This is a genomic window from Pseudomonas sp. MM213 (genome assembly GCF_020423045.1).
In the GTDB taxonomy this organism is placed as follows: Bacteria; Pseudomonadota; Gammaproteobacteria; order Pseudomonadales; family Pseudomonadaceae; genus Aquipseudomonas; species Aquipseudomonas migulae.
This window is the reverse complement of record NZ_CP081943.1, coordinates 6,701,623-6,726,078: the sequence shown is the minus strand read 5'-3', so window position 1 is coordinate 6,726,078 and position 24,456 is coordinate 6,701,623. Positions and strand designations below refer to the sequence as shown.

Here is a 24,456-nt window from a genome sequence, read left to right as displayed (position 1 = left end):
CCCGCGCCTCTCTTTAGCGTCAAATACTCAGTCCTGCGCGACGCGCACCACCAGTTTGCCGAAGTTGCGTCCCTCCAGCAGGCCGATGAACGCCTCGGGTGCATTCTCAAGACCCTCGACCACATCTTCGCGGAATTTCACCTTGCCGTCGCGCACCCACGGCGCCATGGCGCTGACGAATTCCGGCTGACGATCACCGTAGTCGTCGAACACGATGAAGCCCTGAATCCGCACGCGCTTGGTCAGCAAGGTGCGCTGCAACTGTGGCAGGCGATCCGGACCGGTCGGCGCCTCGCTGGCGTTGTAGGAAGCGATCAGGCCGCACAGTGGAATCCGCGCCTTGGGGTTGAGCAACGGCACCACCGCGTCGAATACCTTGCCGCCGACGTTCTCGTAATAAATGTCGATGCCCTGGGGACACGCCTGAGCCAGCTCACCGGCGAAGTCGGGACTCTTGTGGTCGATGCAGGCGTCGAAACCCAACTCATCCACCACATAGCGGCACTTGTCCGCGCCACCGGCCACCCCGACCACACGCAGGCCTTTGATCTTCGCCACTTGCCCGACCACTGAGCCCACCGCACCGGACGCCGCCGCGACCACAAGGGTTTCTCCGGAGGCTGGCTGGCCGATGTCCATCAAGCCCATGTAGGCAGTCATGCCCGGCATGCCGAGCACACCCAGCGCCATCGACGGGCTCGGCAGCCCGGACGGCACCGGAATGATATTGCGACCGTCGCTGATGCTGTGGCTCTGCCATCCGGTAGCGCCAACGACCAGGTCACCTTGCTGAAATTTCGGATTCAGCGAGCGCTCGACACGGCTGACGGCGCCACCGGTCATCACTTCGTCGATTGCCACCGGCGCCGCGTAGGACGGCGCGTCACTCATGCGGCCGCGCATGTAGGGATCCAGCGACAGGTACAGGGTTTTGAGCAATATCTGGCCATCCGCCAGGTCCGGCAGTGCTTCCCGCTCCAGGCGAAAATTCTCCGGCGTCGGTGCGCCCACCGGGCGGGACGCCAGGACGATACGTTGGTTGAGGGTCAATGCTTGTGGCATGTGAGCGTCTCCTTTGATCGATGAATTTGGCGGTATAGGGAAGCAGACCTTTGTGGCGGTCGGGTGTTCGATGTTTCTACCTTGAGACCGAGTCGACCTCTTCGCGGGCAAGCCTCGCTCCTACAGGTATTGCATAGCACTTGTAGGAGCGAGGCTTGCCCGCGAAGGCAGCGTATCAGGCGCCGCATGACCAACAGACAGAAACAAAAATGCCAGGCGCAATGCCTGGCATTTTTTTGTAGCTCATCCGACGCGCTTTGGCGAATCAGAACGGCAGCTTCATCCCCGGTGGCAGTTGCATGCCAGCGGTCATGCCGGACATTTTGTCCTGGCTGTTGGCTTCGATCTTGCGCACGGCGTCGTTGACGGCGGCGGCGAATACGGCCTCCAGCATCTCTTTGTCGTCTTCACTCAGGCCTTCGACCAGGCTCGGATCGATGGTCACGCGCTTGACGTCGTGACGACCGGTCATCACCACGGTGACCATATCGCCACCCGCCTTGCCGGTGACTTCGGCGTTGGCCAGCTCTTCCTGCATCTTGGCCATTTTTTCCTGCATCTGCTGCGCCTGCTTCATCAGGCCGGCCATGCCACCTTTCATCATGGGAATCACCTCAAAGTACTTGGATAAAAACAGCGCCCGGCCCTTTCGGCCGAACGCCTTCAGTTATTAGCCCTGACTGACCAGGGCTTCGACAGGTTCAATAGTATCGTTACGGACCACCGCACCGAACTGCTGCATCATTTGCTGGATGAACGGATCACCGTGAATCGACTCTTCCGCTTCGCGCTGACGGTTGGCACGGCGCCGGGATGCGGCCTGGGCCGGGGTCTCCTGCTCGGGCTTGATCAGCTCCATGCACAGGGTCAGCGTGCGCCCGTGAAACTGGTTCAGCGCATCGTTGAGACGACGTTGCTGGGTCGCGTTGAACAAGGCGCTATGGGCCGGGTCCAGGTGCATCAGCCAGTGGTCACCTTCCACGGAGATCAGCGTGCAGTTGGCGGCGATGCTGCCGGTCATGCCGGAAATCGGCAGTTTCGGGAACAGTTCCAGCCATTGCAGGGCCAGACCGGTGGCGGGCATCGCGGCCGGCTCAGGTTCGGGTTCCGGCGCGGGCTCGGCGGCATGTTCACTCGCCAGTTCGTCGAGGTAGCTGTACGCCGAATCCATGTCCGGTTCGATGTAGTCCTCGTCCAGCGGCGGCTCGTCGTCGGGGTCGATGCCCCGTGTCGCGGCGTCGACGTCGGCCACGGAAGGTTCCGGGATCGGCGCAGCGGCCCATTCCGGCGCGTCTGGCACAACGCTGTCAGGCGTCGGCAACGGCATCGGGGGCAATTCGGGTTGTTCAGCGGCGGTTTCCAGCACCGGCTCGACGGCTGGCTGCTGGACGACTTCGGGTTCGACCGGATCATTCCACGGCAGATCGACGACGGCTTCGACCGCTACCGGCGCAACAACGGGCTCCGGCACGATGACCGGTTCCGGCACGACAACGGCCGCAACCGGCTCAGGCTCGGGAGCAACCACCGGCGCGACCGGCGCGGCAACAACCGGTGCAACTGCCGCAGCGACTACCGGCGCAACAACCGGCGCGGCAGCCACTGAGTTTGCGGAATCAACTGTGGCCTGGCTGATCCCCACTGGCTTTAGCGGTTGCCTCGGCGCATCCGCGGTGTCTGCCGGGCGGAACGCGAGCATCCGCAGCAAGACCATTTCGAAGCCGCCGCGCGGGTCCGGCGCCAGCGGTAAATCGCGGCGGCCGATCAGGCCCATCTGGTAATAAAACTGCACGTCTTCGGCCGGCAAGGCCTGGGCCAGCGCCAGCACCCGATCACGGTCGCCGTGACCGTTGTCGACGCCTTCAGGCAAGGCCTGGGCGATGGCGACACGGTGCAGCACGTTGAGAATTTCCGAGAGCACACCGTTCCAGTCCGGGCCTTGTTCCGCCAGATGGCGGACGGCCTCGAGCAACGCCTTGGCGTCGCCTTCGATCAGCGAGTGCAGAACGTCATAGACCTGACCGTGATCGAGCGTGCCGAGCATCGCCCGTACATCGGCGGCCATGACCCGACCTTCACCGAAGGCAATCGCCTGATCGGTCAGGCTCATGGCATCGCGCATCGAACCGTCGGCGGCGCGGCCCAGCAGCCACAGCGCGTCGTCTTCGAACGGTACGTTTTCGACGCCCAGCACGTGGGTCAAATGCTCGACCACCCGTTCAGGGGTCATGTTCTTCAGCGAGAACTGCAGGCACCGCGAAAGAATCGTTGCAGGAAGTTTCTGCGGGTCGGTGGTCGCCAGGATGAACTTGACGTAGGGCGGCGGCTCTTCGAGGGTTTTCAACAGCGCATTAAAGGAATGGCTGGAGAGCATGTGCACTTCGTCGATCAGGTAGACCTTGAAGCGCCCGCGGCTCGGGGCGTACTGCACGTTGTCGAGCAGCTCGCGGGTGTCCTCGACCTTGGTCCGGCTCGCGGCGTCGATCTCGATCAGGTCGACGAAACGGCCTTCATCGATCTCGCGGCACACCGAACACTCGCCACACGGCGTCGAAGTGATACCCGTTTCACAGTTCAGGCATTTGGCGATGATCCGCGCGATGGTGGTCTTGCCGACCCCGCGCGTGCCCGTAAAGAGGTAAGCGTGGTGCAGCCGCTGGCTGTCCAAGGCATTGATCAGAGCCTTGAGCACATGGGTCTGGCCGACCATTTCGCGGAACGAGCGCGGACGCCATTTACGTGCAAGAACCTGATAACTCATCGAAAACCATCGCCACTGGGAAGCAGAAGCGGCTAATGCTAGCGGAGCAAGGCCAAAATTGCATCCGGCGCGCTCGTCTAATCTGGCTAAGCTGCACTTGCGGTGATTTTTATCGGCTCGATTTTCATCGATAGCGGAGCGTTTATGCGGCTGGCCTTGGGGGCACTGCTGTTGATGAGTCTGAACGTCATGGCTGCCAACGCGCCGCTGCGCTTCGTGGTGCCCGACAGTTGGGCGATGCCGATGGTGCAGCTTTATCAAGGCCAGCCGACCCAGGGCATCCTGCATGACGTGATGGTCAGCCTCGCGACCCAGGTTGGCGTTCCGGCCGAGTTTCACGTACTGCCGCGGGCCCGGGTGCAAAATGCCATGGAGCACGGCGAGATCGATGTCCGCTGCTACGCCGCGCAAACGTGGTCGCCAAACCAGTCCGGGGACTACATCTGGAGCATTCCGCTCTGGACCCAGCCGGACGTGCTGATCAGCCGGCACGAGTTGCAGGCCTCAATCGATCCGGCGAATTTGCCGCAACAATCCATCGGCACGGTGCTCGGCTACAGTTACCCCACCCTGCAACCGCTGTTCGATGCCGGGCGCCTGCTTCGCGAGGACGCGCGCAATCAGGAACAGGTCCTGGAAAAACTCATGGCCGGACGCTACCGCTATGCCGTGAGCAACCAATGGACGCTGGACTGGTTCAATCAGCGCCTGCTACCTGAGCAGCAACTGCAAGGCGTGGCGGTGCTGCAAGTGCAGAGTGTCGGTTGTTACGTGCGCAATGACCCGAAAGTGCCCGTGCAACGCATCCTGCGCACGTTGCTGAGGATGAAAATGTCCGGGGAGATCGATGACATTATCCGGCTTTATGTCGGCAAACCCTGAACCTGCGAGAGCGAGTCTCAGACTGTTTGATCGAGCGCTCGCCATTGCGCCGGCGCGACAAAACCTTCGACCCAGCCCGGCACATCAACCGCCGGCATCGGCCGGGCGATGAAGTAACCTTGGGCAACGTCGCACCCCAACTGCATCAACAGTTCGCCGTGCTCGATACTTTCCAGCCCTTCGGCGATCACTTGTCGGCCAAACGCGCGGGCCAGGCCAATCACTGCGGTGGTGAGGGCCAAGTCGTCGCGATCATGCAGAATGTCGCGGATAAACGACTTGTCGATCTTGATGGTCTGGGTGCGCAAGCGCTTGAGGTAGTTCAAGGACGAATAACCGGTGCCGAAGTCGCCCAATGAAAACTGCACGCCGAGCGCCTGACAGGCCTGCAGGCAGGCGCTGACATGCTGGATGTTTTCTATCGCCACCGACTCGACGATTTCCAGATCCAGCATCTGCGGCGCGACCCGGGCATGCCGGGCGAGCACCTGCCTGAGCCGGTCGACGAAATCCGCTCGCTGGAAATGCCGGGCGGCGATGTTGACGCTGATCGGCCAGCCCTGCCCCGCCTGCTGCCAACGGTCCAACTGCATCAACACCTGATCCATCACCCATTCACCGATATCGATGATCAGGTCCGTCTCCTCCACCATCGGCAAAAACTCTCGGGCCGGCACCATGCCATTTTGTGGATGCTCCCAGCGCAAGAGCGCCTCGAAGCCGACGACGACACCGCGACGCATGTTCACCTTCGGCTGGAAATGCACACGCAGCTCGCCGGCGGCCAACGCCTGCCGAACCCGTTCGACGGTCTGGTGAGTGGCCTTGACCTCTCGATCCCGGAACACGTCGAATAAATGAAAGCGATTGCGCCCGCTCTGCTTGGCCACGTACATCGCCTGATCGGCGTGACGCAGCAAGGTTTCGGCATCTTGATTGTCATCGGGGAACAGGGTGACGCCGATGCTGGCAAATACATTCAGGGTCTTGCCCCGCAGCTGGTACGGCGCCGAAATCGCACCCAGCACACGGTTCAGCGCCGCGCGCAGCTCCGGCACATCACGCACATAGCGCAACACCAGCACGAACTCGTCACCGGCCAGCCGCGCCACCACATCCTCGCCGCGAACAATGTCGCGCAAACGCTTGGCCACCTCCACCAGCAACAGATCGCCACTGGCATGCCCGTAGCCGTCGTTGACCGCCTTGAAGCCGTCGAGGTCGAGCATGCACACCGCCAGCGGGATGTTTTCCTCACGCGAGAACGCCAGCGCCTGATCCAGCAGGTCCGAGAGAAACGCGCGATTGGGCAGCCCGGTCAGCACGTCATGGCCGACCCGCCATTGCAGGGAATGCAGCAGTTGGCGTTTTTCGCTGATGTCGAAACGGATCGCCAGATAACGATGAATCCGCCCGGTGGCGTCATCCAGCAGCGGCACCAGCGTACTTTCGACCCAATACAGACTGCCATTCTTGGCGCGATTGCAGATCTCGCCCTTCCAGACATTGCCCAGCGCAATGGTGCGCCACATGCCGGCGAAGAAATCAGCAGAGTGCAGGCCGGAATTGAGCAGGCGATGGTTCTGCCCGAGCAGTTCTTCGCGGCTGTAACCGGAGACGGCGCAGAACTGATCGTTGACGTAGGTAATCCGGCCGGTCAGATCGGTCTCGGAAAAAATTGCGGCGGCGTCCACGGCCCTGCGGTATTTCTCATCCATGAGTCAGGCTCACTGTCGCTAGCGGTGGTACCGCTCGACCAGCGCAAAATGCCCGGAAGAGATGTTTTGATTCGTACTGCGCAGAGCCACGTGATCACTCCAGGAACAGCGATTGATGGCCCTTTGGCCGCCGAAGATCAACTAGGCTCAAAGACCCGGACAAAGGGCAGCAACAACGATTTCGATAACATTTTGCAAGGCTTCAGGGAGGCTTCGGCACTCCACATATTGTTCAAGGGAGCACCGTACTGGCTCTTTCGCATCAGCCAAACTTACGCAAACAGGTCACAAAATACCCTTTGGAGGAGGCAATTCTACGAAATGCATCACATTTTGCAAAGCAAGGTGATGGATCATGCAGTTGTCTAATGCAAAAATCTATCGTTAAGTTCTTGATTCTAAATGGGAATTGAGCGATGCAAATTTCAAGTTTGGGTTCAGCCATTCGGCGTTACCGCAAGGTCGCGGGGCTTACTCAGGCTGAACTCGGCGAAAAAACCGGTTTTGACCCGAAAACCATCAGCCGTTTTGAAACCGGCACCTACACCCCCAGCGTGGAAGCCCTGTTCCTGCTTGCCGGCGTGCTGGGGGTGAAACTGAAAGCCTTCTTCGCAGATTTGGGCGATGAGGATGAACAGCGGGCGTACCTGTTCGGAGTCATCCACAAAGCCACCCCGAAGGATCTGGGAAAGCTGATTGCAGCGGTTGACCAGGCCATGTCCAAGCCTTAGTGGCAGAAATGAAAAAGGAGGCCGACTTGTCGTGATTCGACAGGTCGGCCTCCTTTTTTGCGCCTGTTTTCAAAACGGAAACGACGAAAAATCCGCCCTGGACGAAATCCATGGCAGAGCAACAAGACGGTATTTTTTGATGAAAAACGCGAGAGAAGGCTCGCGGTGCGTTATGGAGGCAACCCCACCAGCCACACCCCGGCACACAATGTTCCCGCTGTGGCTGCTTCCTTCCGGATCTGACCAGGTTCACGGGTAATCGTTGCGGGGGGACCGATGGGGTCACCATAACGACGCTCACCTGTCTAAAAGGCTTTATAAATCAAAGACAAAAGCAAGGCCGCATTTATTCTTGGTTCTTCACACCCCTGACGCGGACATGATTGTTGACGGTATTGTAAATCAGCAAGGTGTGCGCTTGGCAACCGCCTGTACCACTCTTATGCCCCACTTTTGTACCATAAGAGTCTAGGACCTAGACCGTTCGGCATTGAAATAAAATCCTATTACAACCAGGAAATATATCCGGTTCCGGCATTATTTTTTTTCGTTTTATAGATACCAATGGTTGGGTTACACAGGCAATCGAATGCGGCCACTTTGGGTCGCATGAAACTCGTTATCTGAATCAACCATAAGGAAAATCGATGTGAGCGGACAACATCCCTTTCAAGCAGTGATCGATGAGCTAACTGTTGCCGGAGTTCGGATCACCGGCTCCGAAAACGCCCACCGCCTCCTGTTCAAGCTATGCAGGCATAAGGGCATGCAAATGAATGGATCAGCAACCACTGCAGCAAGAAATGGTAACGTGAAAAGGCAGAAGGTAATTTCTCAGGCGAGGGCATTACTGGTCGAGTATCTCAAGACCGGCTTAATCGTACTGCCAGCTCACCTGATGGCCAAAGGAGCGGAGCAAAAGTACAAGCATGACGGAAATGCCACCGCGAATCGTAATCTGTGGCGAACCGGGTGGAAGTCACCCGCCCCAGCAAACAAAACCTATGGCGGTTTCAACACAGTTAAAGGCTGAGTTGCGACACCCACAAGGTTGAGATGCCCAGCTCGCCGCCGGGCACTCGTTACCTAAAGCCTCATTTTATTTTTAGGAGGCGGCTTGATGGTTTCGACAACAAGTAGTTGTCTTCGGACGAAGTTTCGCGTCTACGACAGGGATAAAACCTCTGCTAGATAATTTCTCTTCCTCCATAATACGTTACAACGACTGCGACCAACGGAACACTGCCCATTCGGCCAAAATTTTAGACCGTTGCTCGATAGACTTCGGCCCCCAACTTGACCACTTACTAGCTAAATCCCTAGGGGTGGTAAACATCGACTCTTTTTTATATCTAGTCTTTTTAACGGAGTACGGTGAATCCTGAAGAGAGGAGTTAAGCGGTGAGGACAGCGGTACGACATTCGCCAATAGATCCTTCATCTGCTTATGCTGTTCTTTGGTAAAAAGATTCGCCCATTCAGAATCTTCACTCAGGGTCTGGGGTAAAACATGCTCAATGGTAGGTGACAACGGCGGATTGTCTCCTTTCATATCACGATCGTATTCAACTAAAAGATAGCTACAGATATTCGCCCGACCGAGCGCTCGCTTCTCAACCGCACCCCTTACATCCGCATCATTCGGCCACTGTACAGTAGGCCTAATTTTAATCTGCCGCTTAAACTCACTAACGGTATGTTTCTTCATCTGCAACCAGAGACCTTTGAATACGGCATGCAGCCCCGTTGGCTCTAACCCTACTATAGCTCGCCTTACTAGAAAAGACTCTAATGCATCGAGCAGATCTACGACCGTTTTCTCAGTTATAGAAGCGTCCTCGAATGCAAGTAGCATAGACATAACATACGGGTATATTGAAGCAGGACGACGCAATCTCACCAAGCGCTCAAGGCGTTTGGAAATCTCTTTGCTCCCTGGCTGATGCCCTGTCTGGTCAATCGCTAAAAACGGACCTTGAAGGGGCTTCATATCCTTAATCATCTGCTCGGGAGTCAGTCCCTTCCAAGAAGCCCTAAGCTGCATAAAAAGCTCCGACTTTCTTGTATTACTATCTTGAATTAGGCAATAGGGAAAAAAGAAATACTCAGCCCTACCAACAAATGCCTCTTCAAAGGGTCTCCACACATGATCAAAAATGCGCTGCGCCTTAATTTGATTATCTGCTAAGCTTGCAAATATTTCATTCCTAACTAAGTCCACGACTCCAACTTTAACACCTCTAAAATTTAGCCTTTCGAAAATCTTTGTCGCTGCCGAAGCATCAGTGAGTTTAAGGTGTACAAACGAGAGATGGCGAGTGACGACAGCAACCGTCTCACGTAGAAAATTTCCGGCCTCATCGAGGTCCGCATGCGATTCAGCTCTCAGATGCCTAAGTATTCGGTAGTACTGAGTTACAAGATCACCATCTGCCTCACCACTCGGAGGTGGCAAATGTAGTTGCATTTCCGATAATTCGCTCTGTAAAACAGAGGGGCTATTGATCCGATCCCAAATAATTCGAAATTGACTTCGATCAGCAAAGGCAGGAACAACTCGTGTATTGATATCGAGGCCTCGTCGAGGAGCCAGGAGGAGGTACTCTCGCACCAGCTCAAGAGCTTCCTCCTTATCAATCGGAGCAATACACTCTACTACCGCCATCACAAAAATATATAAAGTCAGTATACGTTGCTGCCCATCAACTATCTCTAAAGCACGCATACGACCAACTGTATTCCCGCTGCGTGGCTTCTCATAAGCGACGATCGCCCCCATGAACTGAGTTTCCTCGACTTCAGATCTAACTTGATCTATGTCAGCCAGCAACTCAGAAAGTTGCTTCTGCCTCCAAACATAACTGCGTTGAAATATCGGAATATGAATTTGATCCGCATCTCGCAAAAGGCCTTCAAAATTTTGTTCATCCTGACTGTCTGTTATCCACTCCGACATAAAAAATCCTTATCTAGAAAATTAATTTTGACCGACCCAATGGGCCAGACAATACCCAACTCTCAAGGATGCACGCAAGCAAAATCGCGTTACCAGCCAGCACCGAAAATACGTGAACCCACCTAACAGCTAGGACTGCACACCATAACTGTAAATTTATTTGCTACCCGCAACGTAACATCACAAGTCACTACCAACATCTAATAGAATAATAAGCATAGCAACCCATATCTGATACGGGTTACTTTTAGGCAAAAATGATAAACACACTATGAAAGTAAGGTGACAAATACGCTTCCCCTCACACCTGTTTTAGCAACTTGCCTAGCGAAGATTATTTACTTGGGGTGCTATGCATCTACTCCCGCCCAACTGGAGTGTTGGTCGGGCTTTCAGTCACGTTATCAAGGCGAGTAGATTAGGGCTATGAAGTAGCTCGTCGGCAAACCGACGCAACATCCTGAAGTGAGTGTCCCCTATAGACTCACGTACCTTCAGTCCACGGGCGTCCCTCCACTCCTTCATCCAGAAACCTTCTCGGAGGGCTTTAAGGTGTACATCTGGCTCATCGACGTGAGCGCCGCCATCCTTGTGAGCGGCAGCTCGAACGACATCTCCCCGGGTGTATGGCGCGTCATCACGAATAAGGACGGGCTGACTCCACCAATCAGGGCAAGCGAGCGTTGGTGAGCCTGCAGATATAGGGGCGTAGTGGATTGTCTCGCCAAAGACCATACCTGACAGCAACTCGCCAAACTCCAGAGGGCGTGGGAAATTGGGTGGCAAGTCTTTCGCAGTGGTCACCAACTGAAGAGTGTCTTTCCTGCCCATGTGCTTGAGCAGAGAGGTACAACTGCGCGTGTCGTAGAAAAGCACACGGATGACGACAGCGATCCGGAGGGCCTCCTCATGGGACCCTTGGTCATATGCTGCTACAGAGTTACGAAGAAAAATAATCTGGCGCTTAAGGTGCTGAGCTAGTTCTTGTTGGTTCATTTTCGAAACAGCCTCTAAATGGGCGTATCAAGGGGCAGGAGACGCAACTGTTTTCAGCCCAAAAATCTGTGACTGCTTTTAGTTAGGGACTGCCGTACCCTTTTCCTAGGAGGGGGCACGTACCTTCCCAATAAGCTAACCTGCCCAGACCACCCACTGGAATGGAAACCCACTATTACTACTTCCCACCACATACTACCCGACATCTTGCGCACTCTTAATGAAAACCAACTGGCCATAGCTGCTGCCGTCGAGGAGCTATCCAAATGGGCGGCTGAACGCGGTTCTCACGCGGTCGCTGGCCACGTCCAGGATTGTCTGTCACATCTGGACAAGAACGCTGACTTCCTTGCCACGGCCATCGGTAGCCTTTACTTAGCATCTCCGCCTGCCTAACTCCTGAAAAGCCTGTCATTCAGCTTGGTTATTAGGCCTGTCTGACAGGCCTGCTTGCAGAGGAGCTTCATACGGTTCTTCAATTTTAACGAACCCTACTGCGACCAAATCACTCCTCAGATTCCAAACCAAACGGTAACTTCGAGAAATCCGCCAACCCTTTTGATTCAATCATCCGCAGAAGACAGTAGCGAATAAGCCTTTCAAGACCTTGGAAGGTTGGAGCCTTCTCCAAAATGCGTGCGTAGTCCCTATCAGGTTCAACAGGTTTTCCAAATTGCACATCCCCCCCACCAACCGAAGTTCTAATCCACTGCCCGAATGCAACACCTGTATGCACGTACCGACTTCGGAGGTCATATGCCGACTTAATATTCGACTCAATCACATCTGGCTTGAAGCGGGAAAATTCATGCGGAGACTCCGCACCATCAAAAAAATCATCGGCCAACAAGCCAACTAATGAACGTACGAATCTTCTTTTGACGGAAAGCATACGTCCACGCAGGTGTCTTGCAATTTTTTCACCTCCCGTCAAACCTACCCGTATAGCCTCCAACATATTAACGGTTTCAGAGTCCAAAATCTCCTCGTCGGAAAACTCAAAACAACTCGACATTATTTCGCCAGCGGTTATGAGGTTCAAATATGCAATCTCAGGATCATGTTCAGCGCTCTGGAGAGCCTGATGATAAAATTTGCATGCAGTTCTCACAATGGAAGTCAACTTTTCATCTACTGCACCCTTATACAAGAGCGCACTTAAGACAGATATGTTTTCCAGACGCAAAGGAACTCCAAAACACATCCGCCTCTGATGGGAGTTAAATGAAAGCCGATGATTGCAAATCCCGTTATACAAGTTTAAATCTGGCGTGTGAAAAAATCCTGAGCCTTCAAGGAGACCATGACAGTCAAATCTTTTACCGAACAAAACCGAGAGATATGAACATACTACATCCCCAACTGGCGAGTAATCGGGAACCATCACGCCTGCTGCCTTCTCGTAAGGCTGCGTTCTAAATGAAACGATAAAAGCGCTGCGTGAAGCTGGATTTTCTTCCCATCTTATGGACGCTAGCGGACTAGTAAACCCTCCCCAAGCATGCGTCACTAGAAGATCAGCGCTTTCGTACTCACCTACAAATCTACTTGTTGTAGAAATTAGAATTTTCTGAATAGTTTCATCCGGCCTTAGAGACATCTATTTTTCCTTGTGACTAGAAAACAAAAAATATTATTCTTTTATTCAGAAACATTTTAATAAAAGCCACACTCTGCCTACCGTTAAGCCGGCTATTTTTTCGTGAAAAATCTGAACACTCTAGATAAACATGTAGGCGGATTTCTTCCCCCCCTCCCCGCCCCCCATCCCATTATTTACCTTGTGAAGATTGCGCACTTAATATTCTATGGCCCTTCCTCCTTCCTCGATCGACCTTGGAGAACTACCCGTGAATCTGAAACCTATCGCAATCGCATTGTTAGTGCTGACTACAGCTCCAAGCATCGCTTCCGCCGGAGAAGGGTATGACGCTGGATACGATTGGGCGGAAGCAAATGACATTGATGACGCATCCGATTGTAGTACTCCTTCACCCTCATTCAACGACGGCTGCGAAGATTACGTGAATGAGAACACTCTAACTGCTAATAGCACCGAAGACGAAGACGAGGAATAACCCGCTCCTCTGCTTGGCTCAGTAAGTACACCCCACGAGCCAGGTCTTGACCACGAATTAGCCAACGAGAAGATGCGGCCTTCAGGCGGCTCAGATGTGTTGAAATTTACTGATCCACCCCATAGAATTCCGAGCCAACACATTGAGCCAGGACTGCATCGCCATGACCACAACCATCGCATATGTCCGCGTCAGCACCGACGACCAAACCACCGACGCGCAGCGCCACGGCATAGCAAAGCTCTACACGATTGCGAAGTGGTTCAGCGACGAGGCGACTAGCGGAGTGACCAAGGCGCTGCAACGGCCTGGCTTTGAAGCTCTGTACAAGTACGTCAGGAACGGTGACACAGTCGTTGTTGCGGCCATTGACCGCCTGGGTCGGGACACCATTGACGTACTGACTACTGTGGAGATGCTAAAAGAGAAAGGAGTGGCGGTGGTCTCGATACGCGAAGGCTTCGACTTATCGACGCCCATAGGAGACGCGATGCTGGCCATGCTCGCAGCGGTCGCGAAGTTGGAGCGCTCGAACATCAAGGCACGGCAGATGGCGGGCATCGAGCGAGCCAAAGCAGAGGGCAAGAAACTAGGGGCAGTCAAAAAAATCGACGACTACGCTGTCGCAACTTGGAGACGAGAAAACAAAGCAAGCATTGCGGACACGGCGAAGCAGTGGGGTATATCAACCGCAGCGGTCAAGCGTGCATGCGCGTCTACCAAGGCCGTCGAGGAAACATAGCCCTGACGCCGCACCACTGAAAACTCGCGGCGAAGACCCAAATAACGTTGAACTGCACTGTCTCCGACTGCGATAGATAATTACGGCCAGTCTAGGAGAAACCAGAGGCGCCCCTCAGGAATTACGGCCCATCCTTGTATAAGCAAGGGCTGTTGCCACCCCGAAGGGCATTACTGCCAGTCTATGTACAACCAAGCCGGCGTCCCGCCAGGCTGCGCATGACCATCCCATTCCCTGCGACCTAACGACCCTGCCTGGGCAACCACGGCGGGGTGTTTGCGTTTGCTATCACCGGACATCCATCCCATGAAACAACCATCCCCCCTGGTGCGCCTCAACCTGCACCTACGCAAAGATCACCTCGACCGACTAAGCCGTTTAGCTACTGCTATCAGCAAACGGAAAGGGCGCGACACACGGCTCGCGGAAGCCCTGGAGCTGGCCCTGGTTAGCGGCCTAACGTGGACCGAAGCTGACATGCTCGACCTGCTTCAGCCTGATAGAGAGGTGCCTTACTGGTGCGCCCTCGGCCCAGTCGTGCGGGCGAGGTAGACCGTGGTCGAAGAAAAGACACTCACCAACGACGAAACCACAAGAATAAGAACCCTACTGGCCTCAGGAATGACCCAGCGAGCAGTCCATAGAGAAACAGGCTTGAGTCGAAGGCAAATCGCTAAAGTGGGGACAATTGAGACGGCCGACGACAACCCTTTCAGCGACGAACCAGAAAGGTTAACAAAGGCCGCCGCAGCGAAAGCTATACACGCACTTAGCATCAGACCACAGGGTGTGAAGAACTCAGAGCTATCGTCCATTCTGGCCGCCCACTTTGGGTTTCGACGAAACAAAAACGACGGAAGCAGCGAGCTGAACATGTCGGATGGACAATTATCGTACCTGAAGAAAAAATCACGAGAGACTCAGGCTCTCTACCTACCTCCCCTTTTCATTCCTGAGTGGATGCCCCGACAAACACCTATCACTGCGTTCAAAACATTGCTGGAACATGCGAGCCACCTCCAGGATCGAATAAGTGAAATAGTCTTAGAGTTCTGCAGCGCTTATCCCGAATCATCGACTGCCAGGGTATATGAAGAACTCATCTGCATTGCGATTAAACAAGCAACAAAAGAACCTGTGGAGAGGCGGTGCGAGCGAAACATGGCTGCCGCGGAAGCGCTGCAGTCAAGGCTGGGGCCAACATCAGTGTCATTAGCTATCAGACAGAACTCATATCCGACGACGAAATTGATGCTCTCTGCATTTAAGCCATCCAGGGCAGGCGCGAGCCAGGCAGTAGCGAAGCTGCTGCATGGGTCCATGGAGCCTGACCAACAATCACGACCGACTTAGGGAGATATGGTTAGTGATTCAACTACTAAAAATAATTATTTGAGACCCCTTCCTTGTTGGTCGACCTCGTCGGACACCTGACAGCAGCTTCGCTACTGCCAGCTACCACGGTCGCCCTTGTGCCTTGTCACTCAGTCACTCAGTCACTCAGTCACTCAGTGGCCCGGTGCGCCCCCCTTTTATATATACGTTGAAGTGGCCCGGTGCAGCCCTCTTTTATATATACGTTGAAGTGGCCCGGTGCAGCCCTCTCCTCCTTTCCTCCTTTTCCATGCAAATCCACACCCAGCAATGAGCAACCGCTCCGTCCCCCCCGATAAACCCTCTCCATCAGGAAATCAATGCATGACCACGTACACCATCTACGTCGACGGCGCTTGCCCGAGCAACGGCAAAGCCGGTTGGGGCGCCTACCTCACCAACCCGCATGGCGATACCTTGGAGCTAGCTGGTCCAGTCCCTGCTAACCAACCTCAGACCAATGGTCGAGCCGAACTGCTGGCACCATTGATGGCGCTCCGCCGATGCAAGCCGGGGGTTGCTATCACTATCGTTTCCGACATCCAGTACGTTGTTAAAGGAGCGATGGAATGGCTTCCGGGCTGGAAGGCTAAGGGCTGGAGAAAGTAGGACAAGAAACCAGTCGAACATCGCGACCTATGGGAACTAATAGATCAAGCCATGCGGGAGCGGGATATCGCTTTCGAGTGGGTCCGTGGTCACAACGGTGATGCCGGCAACGCGCGCGCTGATGCACTCGCTATTCGGGGATCCAGTGGCGAATACATTTCGGAGTTGACCAGGACTGCCAAGACAACGTAACCGTCCAGGGGGATTCAGGGCCTTGTGTCTTCGCCCCCCTGGAGTTTTCAGGCCTTCATCACCCGCACCGTCGAAGGCATCCTGAAGGGCTTCAACAACGCCATCCAAAAGATTGCGAAGTCGTCACGAGCAAACCGAGGAGGCCGTAGGATGAATTCAATCAGTAGCCATGCGACTCGCGGAATCCCTGATAATTGTGATACTCGATCCATTCGACCACATCGTAAGGAACGTAAAGCTGCTGCTTTGCGCGAGAGATTGCGATGTACACGGCACAAATCCTCTGATCGAACTCATAGGCATCCTTGAACTTCACGTTGGTGAGCAACTCAGGCGTCAGCAGCACCCGGTCAAACTCCATCCCCCCCGCCTCTTCTGCCTTCATCAACATGCAGCGCTTACCAGACCGGCCGACCATCCTGTTCAATCGGGTCAAATCGGAAACCTTAAAGCCTTTTTCCAGCTCGGCCTCCACCCATAGAAACGACTCATCGAACAGGTTCGCGTCACGCACCTGTTGCCAGTCGGGCATGTCGCTGAAGTACGGATGCGGTCCCATTTCGCTGTGTTCGGGACTGTAGAAGTCCGGCTTGAACAATGCGATAGCAGTGCTCATGAAATGCCTGAGATCGTCCTGCGCCTTTTTGTCCGACAAACTGAACGCGCAGTTGGAATCGTGCAGTTGAATGGCCCACTTCGCCGTGTCCCAAGGGGACGCAGTCAGCACCACACAACCTTCAGGCGGCACGAAGCGCTCCGGATATATTTCGATACCAACATCAGCATTACGAGCGCCTTCGAAGGGAATCTTACTCTTCTGAGAATGCAGGGAAATCAAGGGGTTGAGCAGTCGCTCGACATTGCGACCTGAGCGCACGGAGTAGCTGACATTACTTTGCCGCACCTCACGCTTTCTTTGGACCTGCACACCGCTAGCTTGCTGATACTCGTCCCCCAGAGTTATCAGCACCTGACGCCCCCGCTCGATAATCTGCAAAAGCGACTCGGGAACGTCCTGACTTTCGTCAATGAGTACATGCGTATAGCGAGCGGGCACCATGCAGCCCGCCAGGCTCGCACGTTTTATCATTAACAATGCCTCGAACCCGGTCTGGCTGCCCCAGCCTGGGTTTGCCTCAAGGTAGCCCCACAGCCGGCTCGAATACTCAAGAAGCACCCTGGCATCTAGGCTGGACAAGGGTTGCTTGAAATGAGGCAGATGCTTGGCCGACAGACTGTGCCCCCTGGAGCGGGAAAAGCGCTCGATCACCTTGAGGCAAACATCAACGGTCGCTTGCGCATCGTGGCTACGAAAACCAAGAATATTCAGGTCCTGCGCCAGCGTCTGCCTGCCTGGGATCCTGACCGGCGTAATTGCGGGTTGAGTCCTGGCGCCGTGCAGCAGCCCCTGCGCAAAGCTCCCGAACGTCCAGCCTGCTTTCCTATCACGCGTCCCTCCCATGCGCTCACGAAGGGCCTCCAGTTTTCCAGGCGTGTGCGCCAGCAACAATGTTTTTTCCGGCCGCAGATATTCCATCAAGGCACCAAGCATGTGGCTCTTGCCTATCCCCGCGTAACCCTGAACATGCAGGTCTTCGTCCAGATTCGCGCGGAAGATCCTGACCAACTTGTCTTGTGCAGCGCTCAACCAACGCTCGCGGTGTCTAGGTGTAACCACCTGTTCGCTGAATGGGTCGTTACTTCTACGATGGCGGACCTTGTACGCGACATCCCACCTACCATCTGGCAGCAGGTAATCCCGCGCCGATACTTCATCGGCTAGAAGAAAGCGCAGATTCAAACCTTTGACGGCGTTTAGACCGAAGTACAACTTCCGTGGATCGAACAACCGCCGTGCTTCTGACAACAACCCTATAGCCGCTGACTGTCGGGAATCGACGGACCACGCAATGAGCTTGGACAAAATTGTCTCTGCCGCACCAGCATTAAGGTCTTTCTCTGCTGCTTGAGCCAGATTCTGAATGACCAACACCGCCGCCAACTCCGGATCCGTCAAGACGCTAAGCGCATTTTCACCATCGGTAGCCAACAAGCTTGCGCAGGTTTCGTCCGTAATGGGCAAGAACACAGGGCCAGATAAATCAAAATGTTCCGGGTGCATAAAACCTCATAGCCAAGTAAGAACAGGACACATCACAAGATCAATCCCGGCCATACTCTTCGTTCATCTCAGGGTCATCCTCCTCTTGAGCATCCAGTGCCCGCGACGCCAACCTTTCAACTACTCGCGTGACATCATTCTGGATGGGCAAAGCGCTGCGGACGTCGTTAAGCCAACCCAATTCAACCAACCTGGAGCGCACCAATTGAATGGGTGCACCGAGACTGATACTCAAGTCCACGAGTACCTGGTTCGCGGTGTTGATGTTGTAGTGCTGATGGTCGATATAGATGATCCCATACCCGCGCCATTTGACATCATGGTGCTTAAGTACCGGTTCCAAATGCTCCGCCATAGTTTCGGCCACCATCCATTGCGCAAACTTTTCCCCGTTTGAGTCACCCATTCCTGGCACTTCCGTTAACGTCAAGCTGTACGTGATAACCACCCAGTGTGCCCGACACACCTACAACGTATGTTCCATGTTCGCCCATCAACTCAGCCCCTATCGCATCGACCTGCCCTTGAAACCCGTTGACCGTCATTTCGAACAGCCCGCCCAACCCCATAGCACTATACGCCAAGTTCAAGGGCGTCCTGTTCGATGGGACGTATAACCAGGAGGTGTACTCCAAGGTCGCCATTCTGAAAGCTGGTCACCGCCCTCCCCCCTACCGTCGAGCAATAGATATTTCAGCCAAGCACACTCTAGAACGACTCAAGGGTCACCAATTCCATTACAGGTGCCAATACGTCCGGTCTGAAGTCTTTACCATATCGACCAAACGTGATGCCTCCCGTTTGATGTCCCAGCACGCCGCCGACCAGTGACTCAGCGACGCCCTTTTGTTTCAGGTGGTCAGCCAATGAATGGCGGAAACTATGAAAGTCCTTCTTCGCGACATCGCCACGGAATCCCAATTGTTCACGCACCCTGGTGAACCACTTCGACGGAGCTGCACTGTAGCCATGCTTCTTATGGCAGGTCAGCTCCGGAAAGACACGCTCGCTCCCCGTCGCCTTAACCTTCGTTACGTATTCCAGGAAACCCAACGCAAGGAGCCTGGAATGTATCGGTACAAGTCGTTCGGATGAGGTCGTCTTAAGCTTCTGGTCCGGCCTTGTAGCCCGTATGTGGATGCAGGCAATGCCGTCGATGGTAACCACGTCGTCAGTGTAAAGCTGACACAGTTCATTGAGCCTGGCCCCCGTGTAGAGCCCCAGGAGGGGCAGCCAGTATTGATTTGGCTTACGACCATGAGCCGGCGCATACGTGGCAGTGTTAAACAACGCCTTCAGGTCATCAGCACTGAAAGCGCTTCGCTCCTCGCTCACCTTGCGCCGTATACGTACACGTAGGCCATCGAACGGATTGCGGCTGCAATAACCCTCCCTCACCGCATACGAAAAGAACGTCGTCAAGCTCTTCACGTAGTTGTTGAAGGTCGTCACGCTGATGGTGGTCGTCGCCTCCGCAATCGACTGTTCAAGGGGCTGGTCGGGCAACTGGTGCAGGCGCGGGGGAAGCTTCAACGCAGTCTCCCGGAACAGGTGGGCATCCTTCCGGGTTATCTGGTCGATGGGCATGTCGCCAATGATTCGGGTCAGTAGCACCGCGACCGCACGCTTGTCGTCCAACGACTTGACCGAAACACCTTCCCGCCGCTGCTGAATCAGTTGCTCGTCGACCACGACAAGGAAGCCTGGCGATTGCTGAACAGGCATTGTTGCTATCACGGAAGGTGCAGCCGGAACGGCCTGAACGCCTACTGGGGACCGCTCCAGAGAGACTTGAGGCGAAGGCATAGCCGTACCGACCAATTGCTGCTGACGCAACCATGACGCCCAACAGGCAAGGCGCTTGCCCCCTGCTTCCCACGCCCCGCGAATGAACTCAAGCGATGGTCTGATGCCCTGGAACGCTTGCGTAAAGAGACCTTGTACCTGAGCCAGAATGTCACGCCCACGAATCAACGCCTCCCTCTTGCAGCGTGTCTGCAGGGAGCGGCGGATTTCTCTTTGGGGGAGTAACGGACGAATGACATCCGGCACCACGATTCGGAAGTAATAGACCGAGTGGCGGGACAACATTAGGTAGGACGGGATGTTCGACACGGATGTATCACTCCTTGTACCACCACGTGGCAAAGGGTGAAAAACCTTTAAGAATCAGCTACTTAGGTAACTGGAGGCAACCCCACCAGCCACACCCCGGCACACAATGTTCCCGCTGTGGCTGCTTCCTTCCGGATCTGACCAGGTTCACGGGTAATCGTTGCGGGGGGACCGATGGGGTCACCATAACGACGCTCACCTGACGGCGAGCCGCGCCATTGTACCTATCTGAGGCGAAGTTACAACCGTTCGGGCGGATTAAAAAATATGAGCGACTTCAAGGACATGCGGCGCGCCTTAAAAGATCGCAGCCTTCGGCAGCTCCTACAGGTGTACGCCCATTCATGTAGGAGCTGCCGAAGGCTGCGATCTTTTGATTTTACTGCGCCAACACCTCATCCGCCCTGCCGCCCTCCTGCTGGATCACCAGATGAATGAAGTGCAACTTGGCAATCACCGCCGGCGGCAATACGAACGGGTAGAAATCCGGCTGGCCCATGCTGCGCGACAGTTCGTTGAGCATGCCGGCGAGTTCGATCCACGCATTGACGAATGACAGGAACGCCGCGCCGCCGGGATGCTGCGGATCATAGAGGGTGCTGGACGGGAATGGCTGGTAGTCGAAATCCATTTCCCGCGCACTCATGCCGAAGCCGAGGGCGGTGTCCACCGCGTCCATCATGTGCAGGTAATGCGCCCAGGTTTCGGCCCAGTCTTCCCAGGGATGCATGGTGGCGTAGGCGCTGACGAAATGTTGCTGCCAGTCGAGCGGCGCGCCTTGCTGGTAATGCCGGTCGAGCGCCTCGGCGTAACTTGCGCGCTCGTCGCCGAACACGTCGCGAAACGGTTCCAGCCACTGGCTGTTGGCGATCAGCCGGTCCCAATAATAGTGCCCGACCTCATGACGGAAGTGCCCGAGCAACGTGCGATACGGTTCGTGCATCTGCACCCGCACCTGCTCGCGGTGCGCGTCGTCGGCTTCTTTGATATCGAGGGTGATCAGGCCGTTGGCATGGCCCGTGGTCGGCGGCTTGCCTTCGAGGTCGACACCAATGAAATCGAAGGCCAGCCCGCTCTCTTCGTCCACGGTTTTGGGGATGACCTGCAAACCCAGGCTGACCAGTTGCGCGACCAGACGACGCTTGGCGATTTCGACCTTGCGCCAGCGGTCGTGATTCTCGGGAAGCGATAAATCAGGAATGGTGTGATTCAGGTTACAGGCGATGCACAAGGTTTCGTGATCATTGGCCGGCAACAGCCAGTTGCAGGCGGCCGGGGTGTCGAGATTGGCGCAGCGCCGGAAGATACCCGCGCCGGGGTCGGCATCGAGAGTCCAGGTGTCGGCTTGCGAAGCGGGCTGTAACGACGATAAGCGACTCTGTTCAGGCTGATAACCCAAGGCCGCCGAACAGGCCAGGCACTGGCTGTTGCGAAAGAACAGCGACTGCCCGCAGCGACAATGCCAGACCTTGCTGTTGCGCGAGCTTTCGCCAATGAAAGGCGCGGCGATGCGTGAACTGAGCTGTTCGAAGAAGCGGTGCATGGCGATCTCTCCCTGGGCTTGCCAAGACTAGATCATGATTGGTTGTCGATCGTTCCCGGATTTTGCGTGATGGCGAATATCGCCTTCGCGAGCAGGCTCGCTCCTACAGGTAACCGCGTTCTTCCAGTAGGAATGCGGTCAAATGTGGGAGCGAGCCTGCTCGCGATTGGCATCACACAGAAATACCGTGTGCACTCAAAAACGCGACAAACGCCTCTTCATCCAGCACCTTCAACCCCAGCTCATTGGCCTTGGCCAACTTCGAACCGGCACCCGGCCCGGCCACCACGCAATGGGTCTTGGCCGACACTGAACCGGCCACTTTGGCGCCGAGGCTTTCGAGCTTGTCCTTGGCAACATCGCGGCTCATCAATTCCAGCGAACCGGTCAACACCCAGGTCTGCCCTGCCAGCGGCAAGCCTTCGACGACCTTCTTCTCGCTCTGCCAATGCATGCCGAAATCGCGTAGCTGCTTTTCAGCGGCCTCAGCGATCTGACGATTTTCGGCGATGGCAAAGAACTCGCGAACCGAATTGGCCTGTTTCTCTGGCAAGGCCTGGCGCATATCCAGCCAGTCAGCAGAAAACACACCTTCCAGCGAACCGAATTTTTCCGCCAGCTTCTGCGCCCCGCCCGGCCCGACCGAAGGAATGTGCAGCTTGTCGAGGAAACCGCCCAGCGTGGTGCTCGCCGCAAACTCGGCGCCCAACTCGCCCTGATCCTGAATCTGCAGGCCATGCTTGAGCAGATCGGCGATCACCTGCTGGTTATGCGCATCTTCGAAGAAGCTGTGAATCTCGTGAGCCACTTCCAGACCGACATCCGGCAAGTACGTGAGCACTTGCGGCAACGCCTGCTGAACCCGCTCCAGCGAGCCGAGGGAGCGTGCCAGCACCTTGGCCGTCTCTTCGCCGACATCGGGAATGCCGAGGGCGTAGATGAAGCGCGCCAGGCCCGGCTTTTTGCTGTCTTCGATGGCGCTGAGCAGGTTCTTGCTCGACAGCTCGGCAAAGCCTTCGAGATCGACGATTTGCTCGAACGTCAGGGCGTACAGATCGGCCGGCGAACTCACCAGGCCTTCGTCCACCAACTGCTCGACGCTCTTCTCGCCCAAACCTTCGATGTCCATCGCTCGACGGGAAACGAAGTGAATGATCGCCTGCTTGAGTTGCGCACCGCAGGCCAGGCGACCGACACAGCGATACACCGCGCCCTCGCTGATGGTCTCGCGCCCCTTGCTGCGCTTGACCAATTGTGTGCGTTCGACATGCGAACCGCACACCGGGCACTGTTCAGGAATCTGCACTGGCCGTGCGTTTTCCGGGCGGCGCTCCATGACCACTTGCACCACCTGCGGAATCACGTCGCCCGCGCGGCGGATGATCACGGTGTCGCCGATCATCAGCCCCAGACGCGCCACTTCGTCCATGTTGTGCAGCGTCGCGTTGGCCACGGTGACGCCCGCCACCTTGACCGGTTTCAAGCGCGCCACCGGCGTTACGGCACCGGTTCGCCCGACCTGGAATTCCACGTCGAGCAATTCGGTGAGTTCTTCCATCGCCGGGAATTTATGGGCAATCGCCCAGCGCGGTTCGCGGGCGCGGAAGCCCAATTCACGTTGGGAGGCGATGCTGTTGACCTTGAACACCACGCCGTCGATTTCATAGGCGAGGCTGTTGCGGCGCTCACCGATGTCGCGGTAGTAATCCAGGCATTCATCGATGCCGTGTGCCAGTTTCAGCTCGCGACTGATCGGCATGCCCCATGCCTGAAGCTGCTTCAGATTGCCGATGTGAGTGCCGGCAATCTCCGCCGAAACCTGGCCGATGCCGTAGCAGCAGAATTCCAGCGGACGGTTGGCAGTGATCTTCGAATCCAGCTGCCGCAAGCTGCCCGCCGCCGCGTTGCGCGGGTTGGCGAAGGTCTTGCCGCCGACTTCCAGCTGCGTGGCGTTGAGCCGTTCGAAACCGGCCTTGGACATGAACACTTCGCCGCGCACTTCCAGGGTCGCCGGCCAGCCGGTGCCTTGCAGTTTGAGCGGAATATTACGCACGGTGCGTACGTTGACACTGATGTCTTCACCGGTGGTGCCGTCACCACGCGTTGCGCCGCGCACCAACACACCGTCCTGATAAAGCAGGCTGACCGCCAGGCCATCGAGCTTCGGTTCGCAGCTGTACTCCACCGCCGCCCCGCCGCCAAACAAGTCGCCGGCTGGCAGGTCGAGGCCTTCAGTCACCCGACGATCGAACTCGCGCATGTCGGTTTCTTCGAAGGCGTTGCCGAGGCTGAGCATCGGCACTTCGTGACGCACCTGGGTGAACGCCGACAGCGCCGCGCTGCCGACGCGCTGGGTTGGCGAGTCGCTGGTGATGAGGTCAGGGTTGGCTGCTTCGAGGGCCTTGAGCTCATGGAACAACCGGTCGTATTCGGCGTCCGGAATGCTCGGCTCGTCCATCACGTGGTAGCGATAGTTGTGCTGATCCAGCTCAGCGCGCAGCTCTAGAATGCGGGTTTTGGCGGCGGTCATGGGTGTTCTCTCATAAAGCAAAAGAGCAGCCGAGGCTGCTCAATG

Annotated in this window: 17 protein-coding genes, 2 other RNA genes and 1 pseudogene; 7 read left to right on the top strand and 13 right to left on the bottom strand. The window is 55.9% G+C overall.

What is annotated here, in order from left to right; all coding sequences use genetic code 11:
• Nucleotides 1-27: 27 nt before the first annotated feature.
• The 3 genes from K5R88_RS30575 to dnaX form a co-directional block, all read right to left on the bottom strand.
• Complete coding sequence (locus tag K5R88_RS30575; protein WP_223452150.1) at nucleotides 28-1,062, bottom strand: NADP-dependent oxidoreductase; 1,035 nt, start codon at nucleotides 1,060-1,062, stop codon at nucleotides 28-30.
• A gap of 265 nt (nucleotides 1,063-1,327) precedes the next feature.
• Nucleotides 1,328-1,666 (bottom strand): YbaB/EbfC family nucleoid-associated protein, encoded by a 339-nt coding sequence (locus K5R88_RS30570; RefSeq protein ID WP_008028561.1) that lies wholly within the window; start codon nucleotides 1,664-1,666, stop codon nucleotides 1,328-1,330.
• A gap of 66 nt (nucleotides 1,667-1,732) precedes the next feature.
• The gene (gene dnaX, locus K5R88_RS30565; RefSeq protein WP_226298894.1) at nucleotides 1,733-3,823 is read right to left on the bottom strand and encodes a DNA polymerase III subunit gamma/tau; all 2,091 of its coding nucleotides are present in this window, start codon (nucleotides 3,821-3,823) and stop codon (nucleotides 1,733-1,735) included.
• Between the two features lie 144 nt (nucleotides 3,824-3,967).
• Here dnaX and K5R88_RS30560 point away from each other — a divergent pair, with 144 nt between their 5' ends.
• Nucleotides 3,968-4,705, top strand: coding sequence for a substrate-binding periplasmic protein (locus K5R88_RS30560; RefSeq protein WP_223434377.1), 738 nt, complete (start codon nucleotides 3,968-3,970; stop codon nucleotides 4,703-4,705).
• Nucleotides 4,706-4,722: 17 nt separating this feature from the next.
• Here the strand turns inward: K5R88_RS30560 and K5R88_RS30555 are convergent, their stop codons facing one another.
• The gene (locus tag K5R88_RS30555; RefSeq protein ID WP_226298893.1) at nucleotides 4,723-6,423 is read right to left on the bottom strand and encodes a putative bifunctional diguanylate cyclase/phosphodiesterase; all 1,701 of its coding nucleotides are present in this window, start codon (nucleotides 6,421-6,423) and stop codon (nucleotides 4,723-4,725) included.
• Between the two features lie 416 nt (nucleotides 6,424-6,839).
• Here K5R88_RS30555 and K5R88_RS30550 point away from each other — a divergent pair, with 416 nt between their 5' ends.
• Entirely contained in the window at nucleotides 6,840-7,154 is a 315-nt protein-coding gene (locus tag K5R88_RS30550) for a helix-turn-helix domain-containing protein (protein WP_008028568.1), read from the top strand.
• Nucleotides 7,155-7,336: 182 nt separating this feature from the next.
• Here the strand turns inward: K5R88_RS30550 and ffs (K5R88_RS30545) are convergent.
• An RNA gene (gene ffs, locus K5R88_RS30545) (signal recognition particle sRNA small type) lies at nucleotides 7,337-7,433 on the bottom strand.
• Between the two features lie 370 nt (nucleotides 7,434-7,803).
• Between ffs (K5R88_RS30545) and K5R88_RS30540 the strand changes: the two genes are divergently transcribed.
• The gene (locus tag K5R88_RS30540) at nucleotides 7,804-8,187 is read left to right on the top strand and encodes a hypothetical protein (RefSeq protein ID WP_226298892.1); all 384 of its coding nucleotides are present in this window, start codon (nucleotides 7,804-7,806) and stop codon (nucleotides 8,185-8,187) included.
• A gap of 183 nt (nucleotides 8,188-8,370) precedes the next feature.
• Here the strand turns inward: K5R88_RS30540 and K5R88_RS30535 are convergent, their stop codons facing one another.
• Entirely contained in the window at nucleotides 8,371-10,110 is a 1,740-nt protein-coding gene (locus tag K5R88_RS30535) for a DUF262 domain-containing protein (RefSeq protein WP_226298891.1), read from the bottom strand.
• A gap of 1,501 nt (nucleotides 10,111-11,611) precedes the next feature.
• Nucleotides 11,612-12,706 carry a HEPN domain-containing protein gene (locus K5R88_RS30530; RefSeq protein WP_226298890.1) on the bottom strand — a complete coding sequence of 365 codons (1,095 nt, stop codon included), beginning with the start codon at nucleotides 12,704-12,706 and terminating at the stop codon, nucleotides 11,612-11,614.
• 250 nt (nucleotides 12,707-12,956) lie between these two features.
• On the opposite strand from K5R88_RS30530, the gene K5R88_RS30525 reads away from it, so the two are divergent.
• The 4 genes and pseudogenes from K5R88_RS30525 to K5R88_RS30510 all read left to right on the top strand — a co-directional run bounded on the left by K5R88_RS30525 (nucleotide 12,957) and on the right by K5R88_RS30510 (nucleotide 16,101).
• Complete coding sequence (locus K5R88_RS30525) at nucleotides 12,957-13,184, top strand: hypothetical protein (RefSeq protein ID WP_226298889.1); 228 nt, start codon at nucleotides 12,957-12,959, stop codon at nucleotides 13,182-13,184.
• Nucleotides 13,185-13,347: 163 nt separating this feature from the next.
• A complete protein-coding gene (locus tag K5R88_RS30520; protein WP_150631645.1) occupies nucleotides 13,348-13,926 on the top strand; it encodes a recombinase family protein in 579 nt (192 codons plus the stop codon).
• A 555-nt stretch (nucleotides 13,927-14,481) separates the two neighbouring features.
• Nucleotides 14,482-15,279: a hypothetical protein gene (locus K5R88_RS30515; RefSeq protein WP_226298888.1), complete on the top strand. Its 798-nt coding sequence runs from the start codon at nucleotides 14,482-14,484 to the stop codon at nucleotides 15,277-15,279.
• Between the two features lie 291 nt (nucleotides 15,280-15,570).
• Nucleotides 15,571-16,101 (top strand): annotated as a pseudogene (locus tag K5R88_RS30510) (ribonuclease H family protein).
• 160 nt (nucleotides 16,102-16,261) lie between these two features.
• Here K5R88_RS30510 and K5R88_RS30505 read toward each other — a convergent pair.
• The 6 genes from K5R88_RS30505 to ligA all read right to left on the bottom strand — a co-directional run bounded on the left by K5R88_RS30505 (nucleotide 16,262) and on the right by ligA (nucleotide 24,411).
• Nucleotides 16,262-18,223, bottom strand: coding sequence for a hypothetical protein (locus K5R88_RS30505; RefSeq protein ID WP_226298887.1), 1,962 nt, complete (start codon nucleotides 18,221-18,223; stop codon nucleotides 16,262-16,264).
• 40 nt (nucleotides 18,224-18,263) lie between these two features.
• Complete coding sequence (locus tag K5R88_RS30500) at nucleotides 18,264-18,629, bottom strand: hypothetical protein (RefSeq protein WP_150631649.1); 366 nt, start codon at nucleotides 18,627-18,629, stop codon at nucleotides 18,264-18,266.
• Nucleotides 18,630-18,931: 302 nt separating this feature from the next.
• Entirely contained in the window at nucleotides 18,932-20,338 is a 1,407-nt protein-coding gene (locus tag K5R88_RS30495) for a site-specific integrase (protein ID WP_226298886.1), read from the bottom strand.
• An 80-nt stretch (nucleotides 20,339-20,418) separates the two neighbouring features.
• An RNA gene (ffs, locus tag K5R88_RS30490) (signal recognition particle sRNA small type) lies at nucleotides 20,419-20,515 on the bottom strand.
• 202 nt (nucleotides 20,516-20,717) lie between these two features.
• Nucleotides 20,718-21,881, bottom strand: coding sequence for a zinc-binding metallopeptidase family protein (locus K5R88_RS30485; protein WP_226298885.1), 1,164 nt, complete (start codon nucleotides 21,879-21,881; stop codon nucleotides 20,718-20,720).
• 172 nt (nucleotides 21,882-22,053) lie between these two features.
• Nucleotides 22,054-24,411, bottom strand: a complete 2,358-nt coding sequence (gene ligA, locus K5R88_RS30480; RefSeq protein WP_226298884.1) for an NAD-dependent DNA ligase LigA — start codon at nucleotides 24,409-24,411, stop codon at nucleotides 22,054-22,056.
• Between the last annotated feature and the right edge of the window lie 45 nt (nucleotides 24,412-24,456).

Bases quoted from the DNA above. Each gene is read 5' to 3' on its own strand.
- K5R88_RS30550 (WP_008028568.1), top strand. From the start codon at position 6,840: ATGCAAATTTCAAGTTTGGGTTCAGCCATTCGGCGTTACCGCAAGGTC.
- ligA (WP_226298884.1), bottom strand. From the start codon at position 24,411: ATGACCGCCGCCAAAACCCGCATTCTAGAGCTGCGCGCTGAGCTGGAT.
- K5R88_RS30485 (WP_226298885.1), bottom strand. From the start codon at position 21,881: ATGCACCGCTTCTTCGAACAGCTCAGTTCACGCATCGCCGCGCCTTTC.
- K5R88_RS30530 (WP_226298890.1), bottom strand. From the start codon at position 12,706: ATGTCTCTAAGGCCGGATGAAACTATTCAGAAAATTCTAATTTCTACA.
- K5R88_RS30575 (WP_223452150.1), bottom strand. From the start codon at position 1,062: ATGCCACAAGCATTGACCCTCAACCAACGTATCGTCCTGGCGTCCCGC.
- K5R88_RS30560 (WP_223434377.1), top strand. From the start codon at position 3,968: ATGCGGCTGGCCTTGGGGGCACTGCTGTTGATGAGTCTGAACGTCATG.
- K5R88_RS30505 (WP_226298887.1), bottom strand. From the start codon at position 18,223: ATGCACCCGGAACATTTTGATTTATCTGGCCCTGTGTTCTTGCCCATT.
- dnaX (WP_226298894.1), bottom strand. From the start codon at position 3,823: ATGAGTTATCAGGTTCTTGCACGTAAATGGCGTCCGCGCTCGTTCCGC.
- K5R88_RS30520 (WP_150631645.1), top strand. From the start codon at position 13,348: ATGACCACAACCATCGCATATGTCCGCGTCAGCACCGACGACCAAACC.
- K5R88_RS30535 (WP_226298891.1), bottom strand. From the start codon at position 10,110: ATGTCGGAGTGGATAACAGACAGTCAGGATGAACAAAATTTTGAAGGC.
- K5R88_RS30555 (WP_226298893.1), bottom strand. From the start codon at position 6,423: ATGGATGAGAAATACCGCAGGGCCGTGGACGCCGCCGCAATTTTTTCC.
- K5R88_RS30570 (WP_008028561.1), bottom strand. From the start codon at position 1,666: ATGATGAAAGGTGGCATGGCCGGCCTGATGAAGCAGGCGCAGCAGATG.
- K5R88_RS30500 (WP_150631649.1), bottom strand. From the start codon at position 18,629: ATGGGTGACTCAAACGGGGAAAAGTTTGCGCAATGGATGGTGGCCGAA.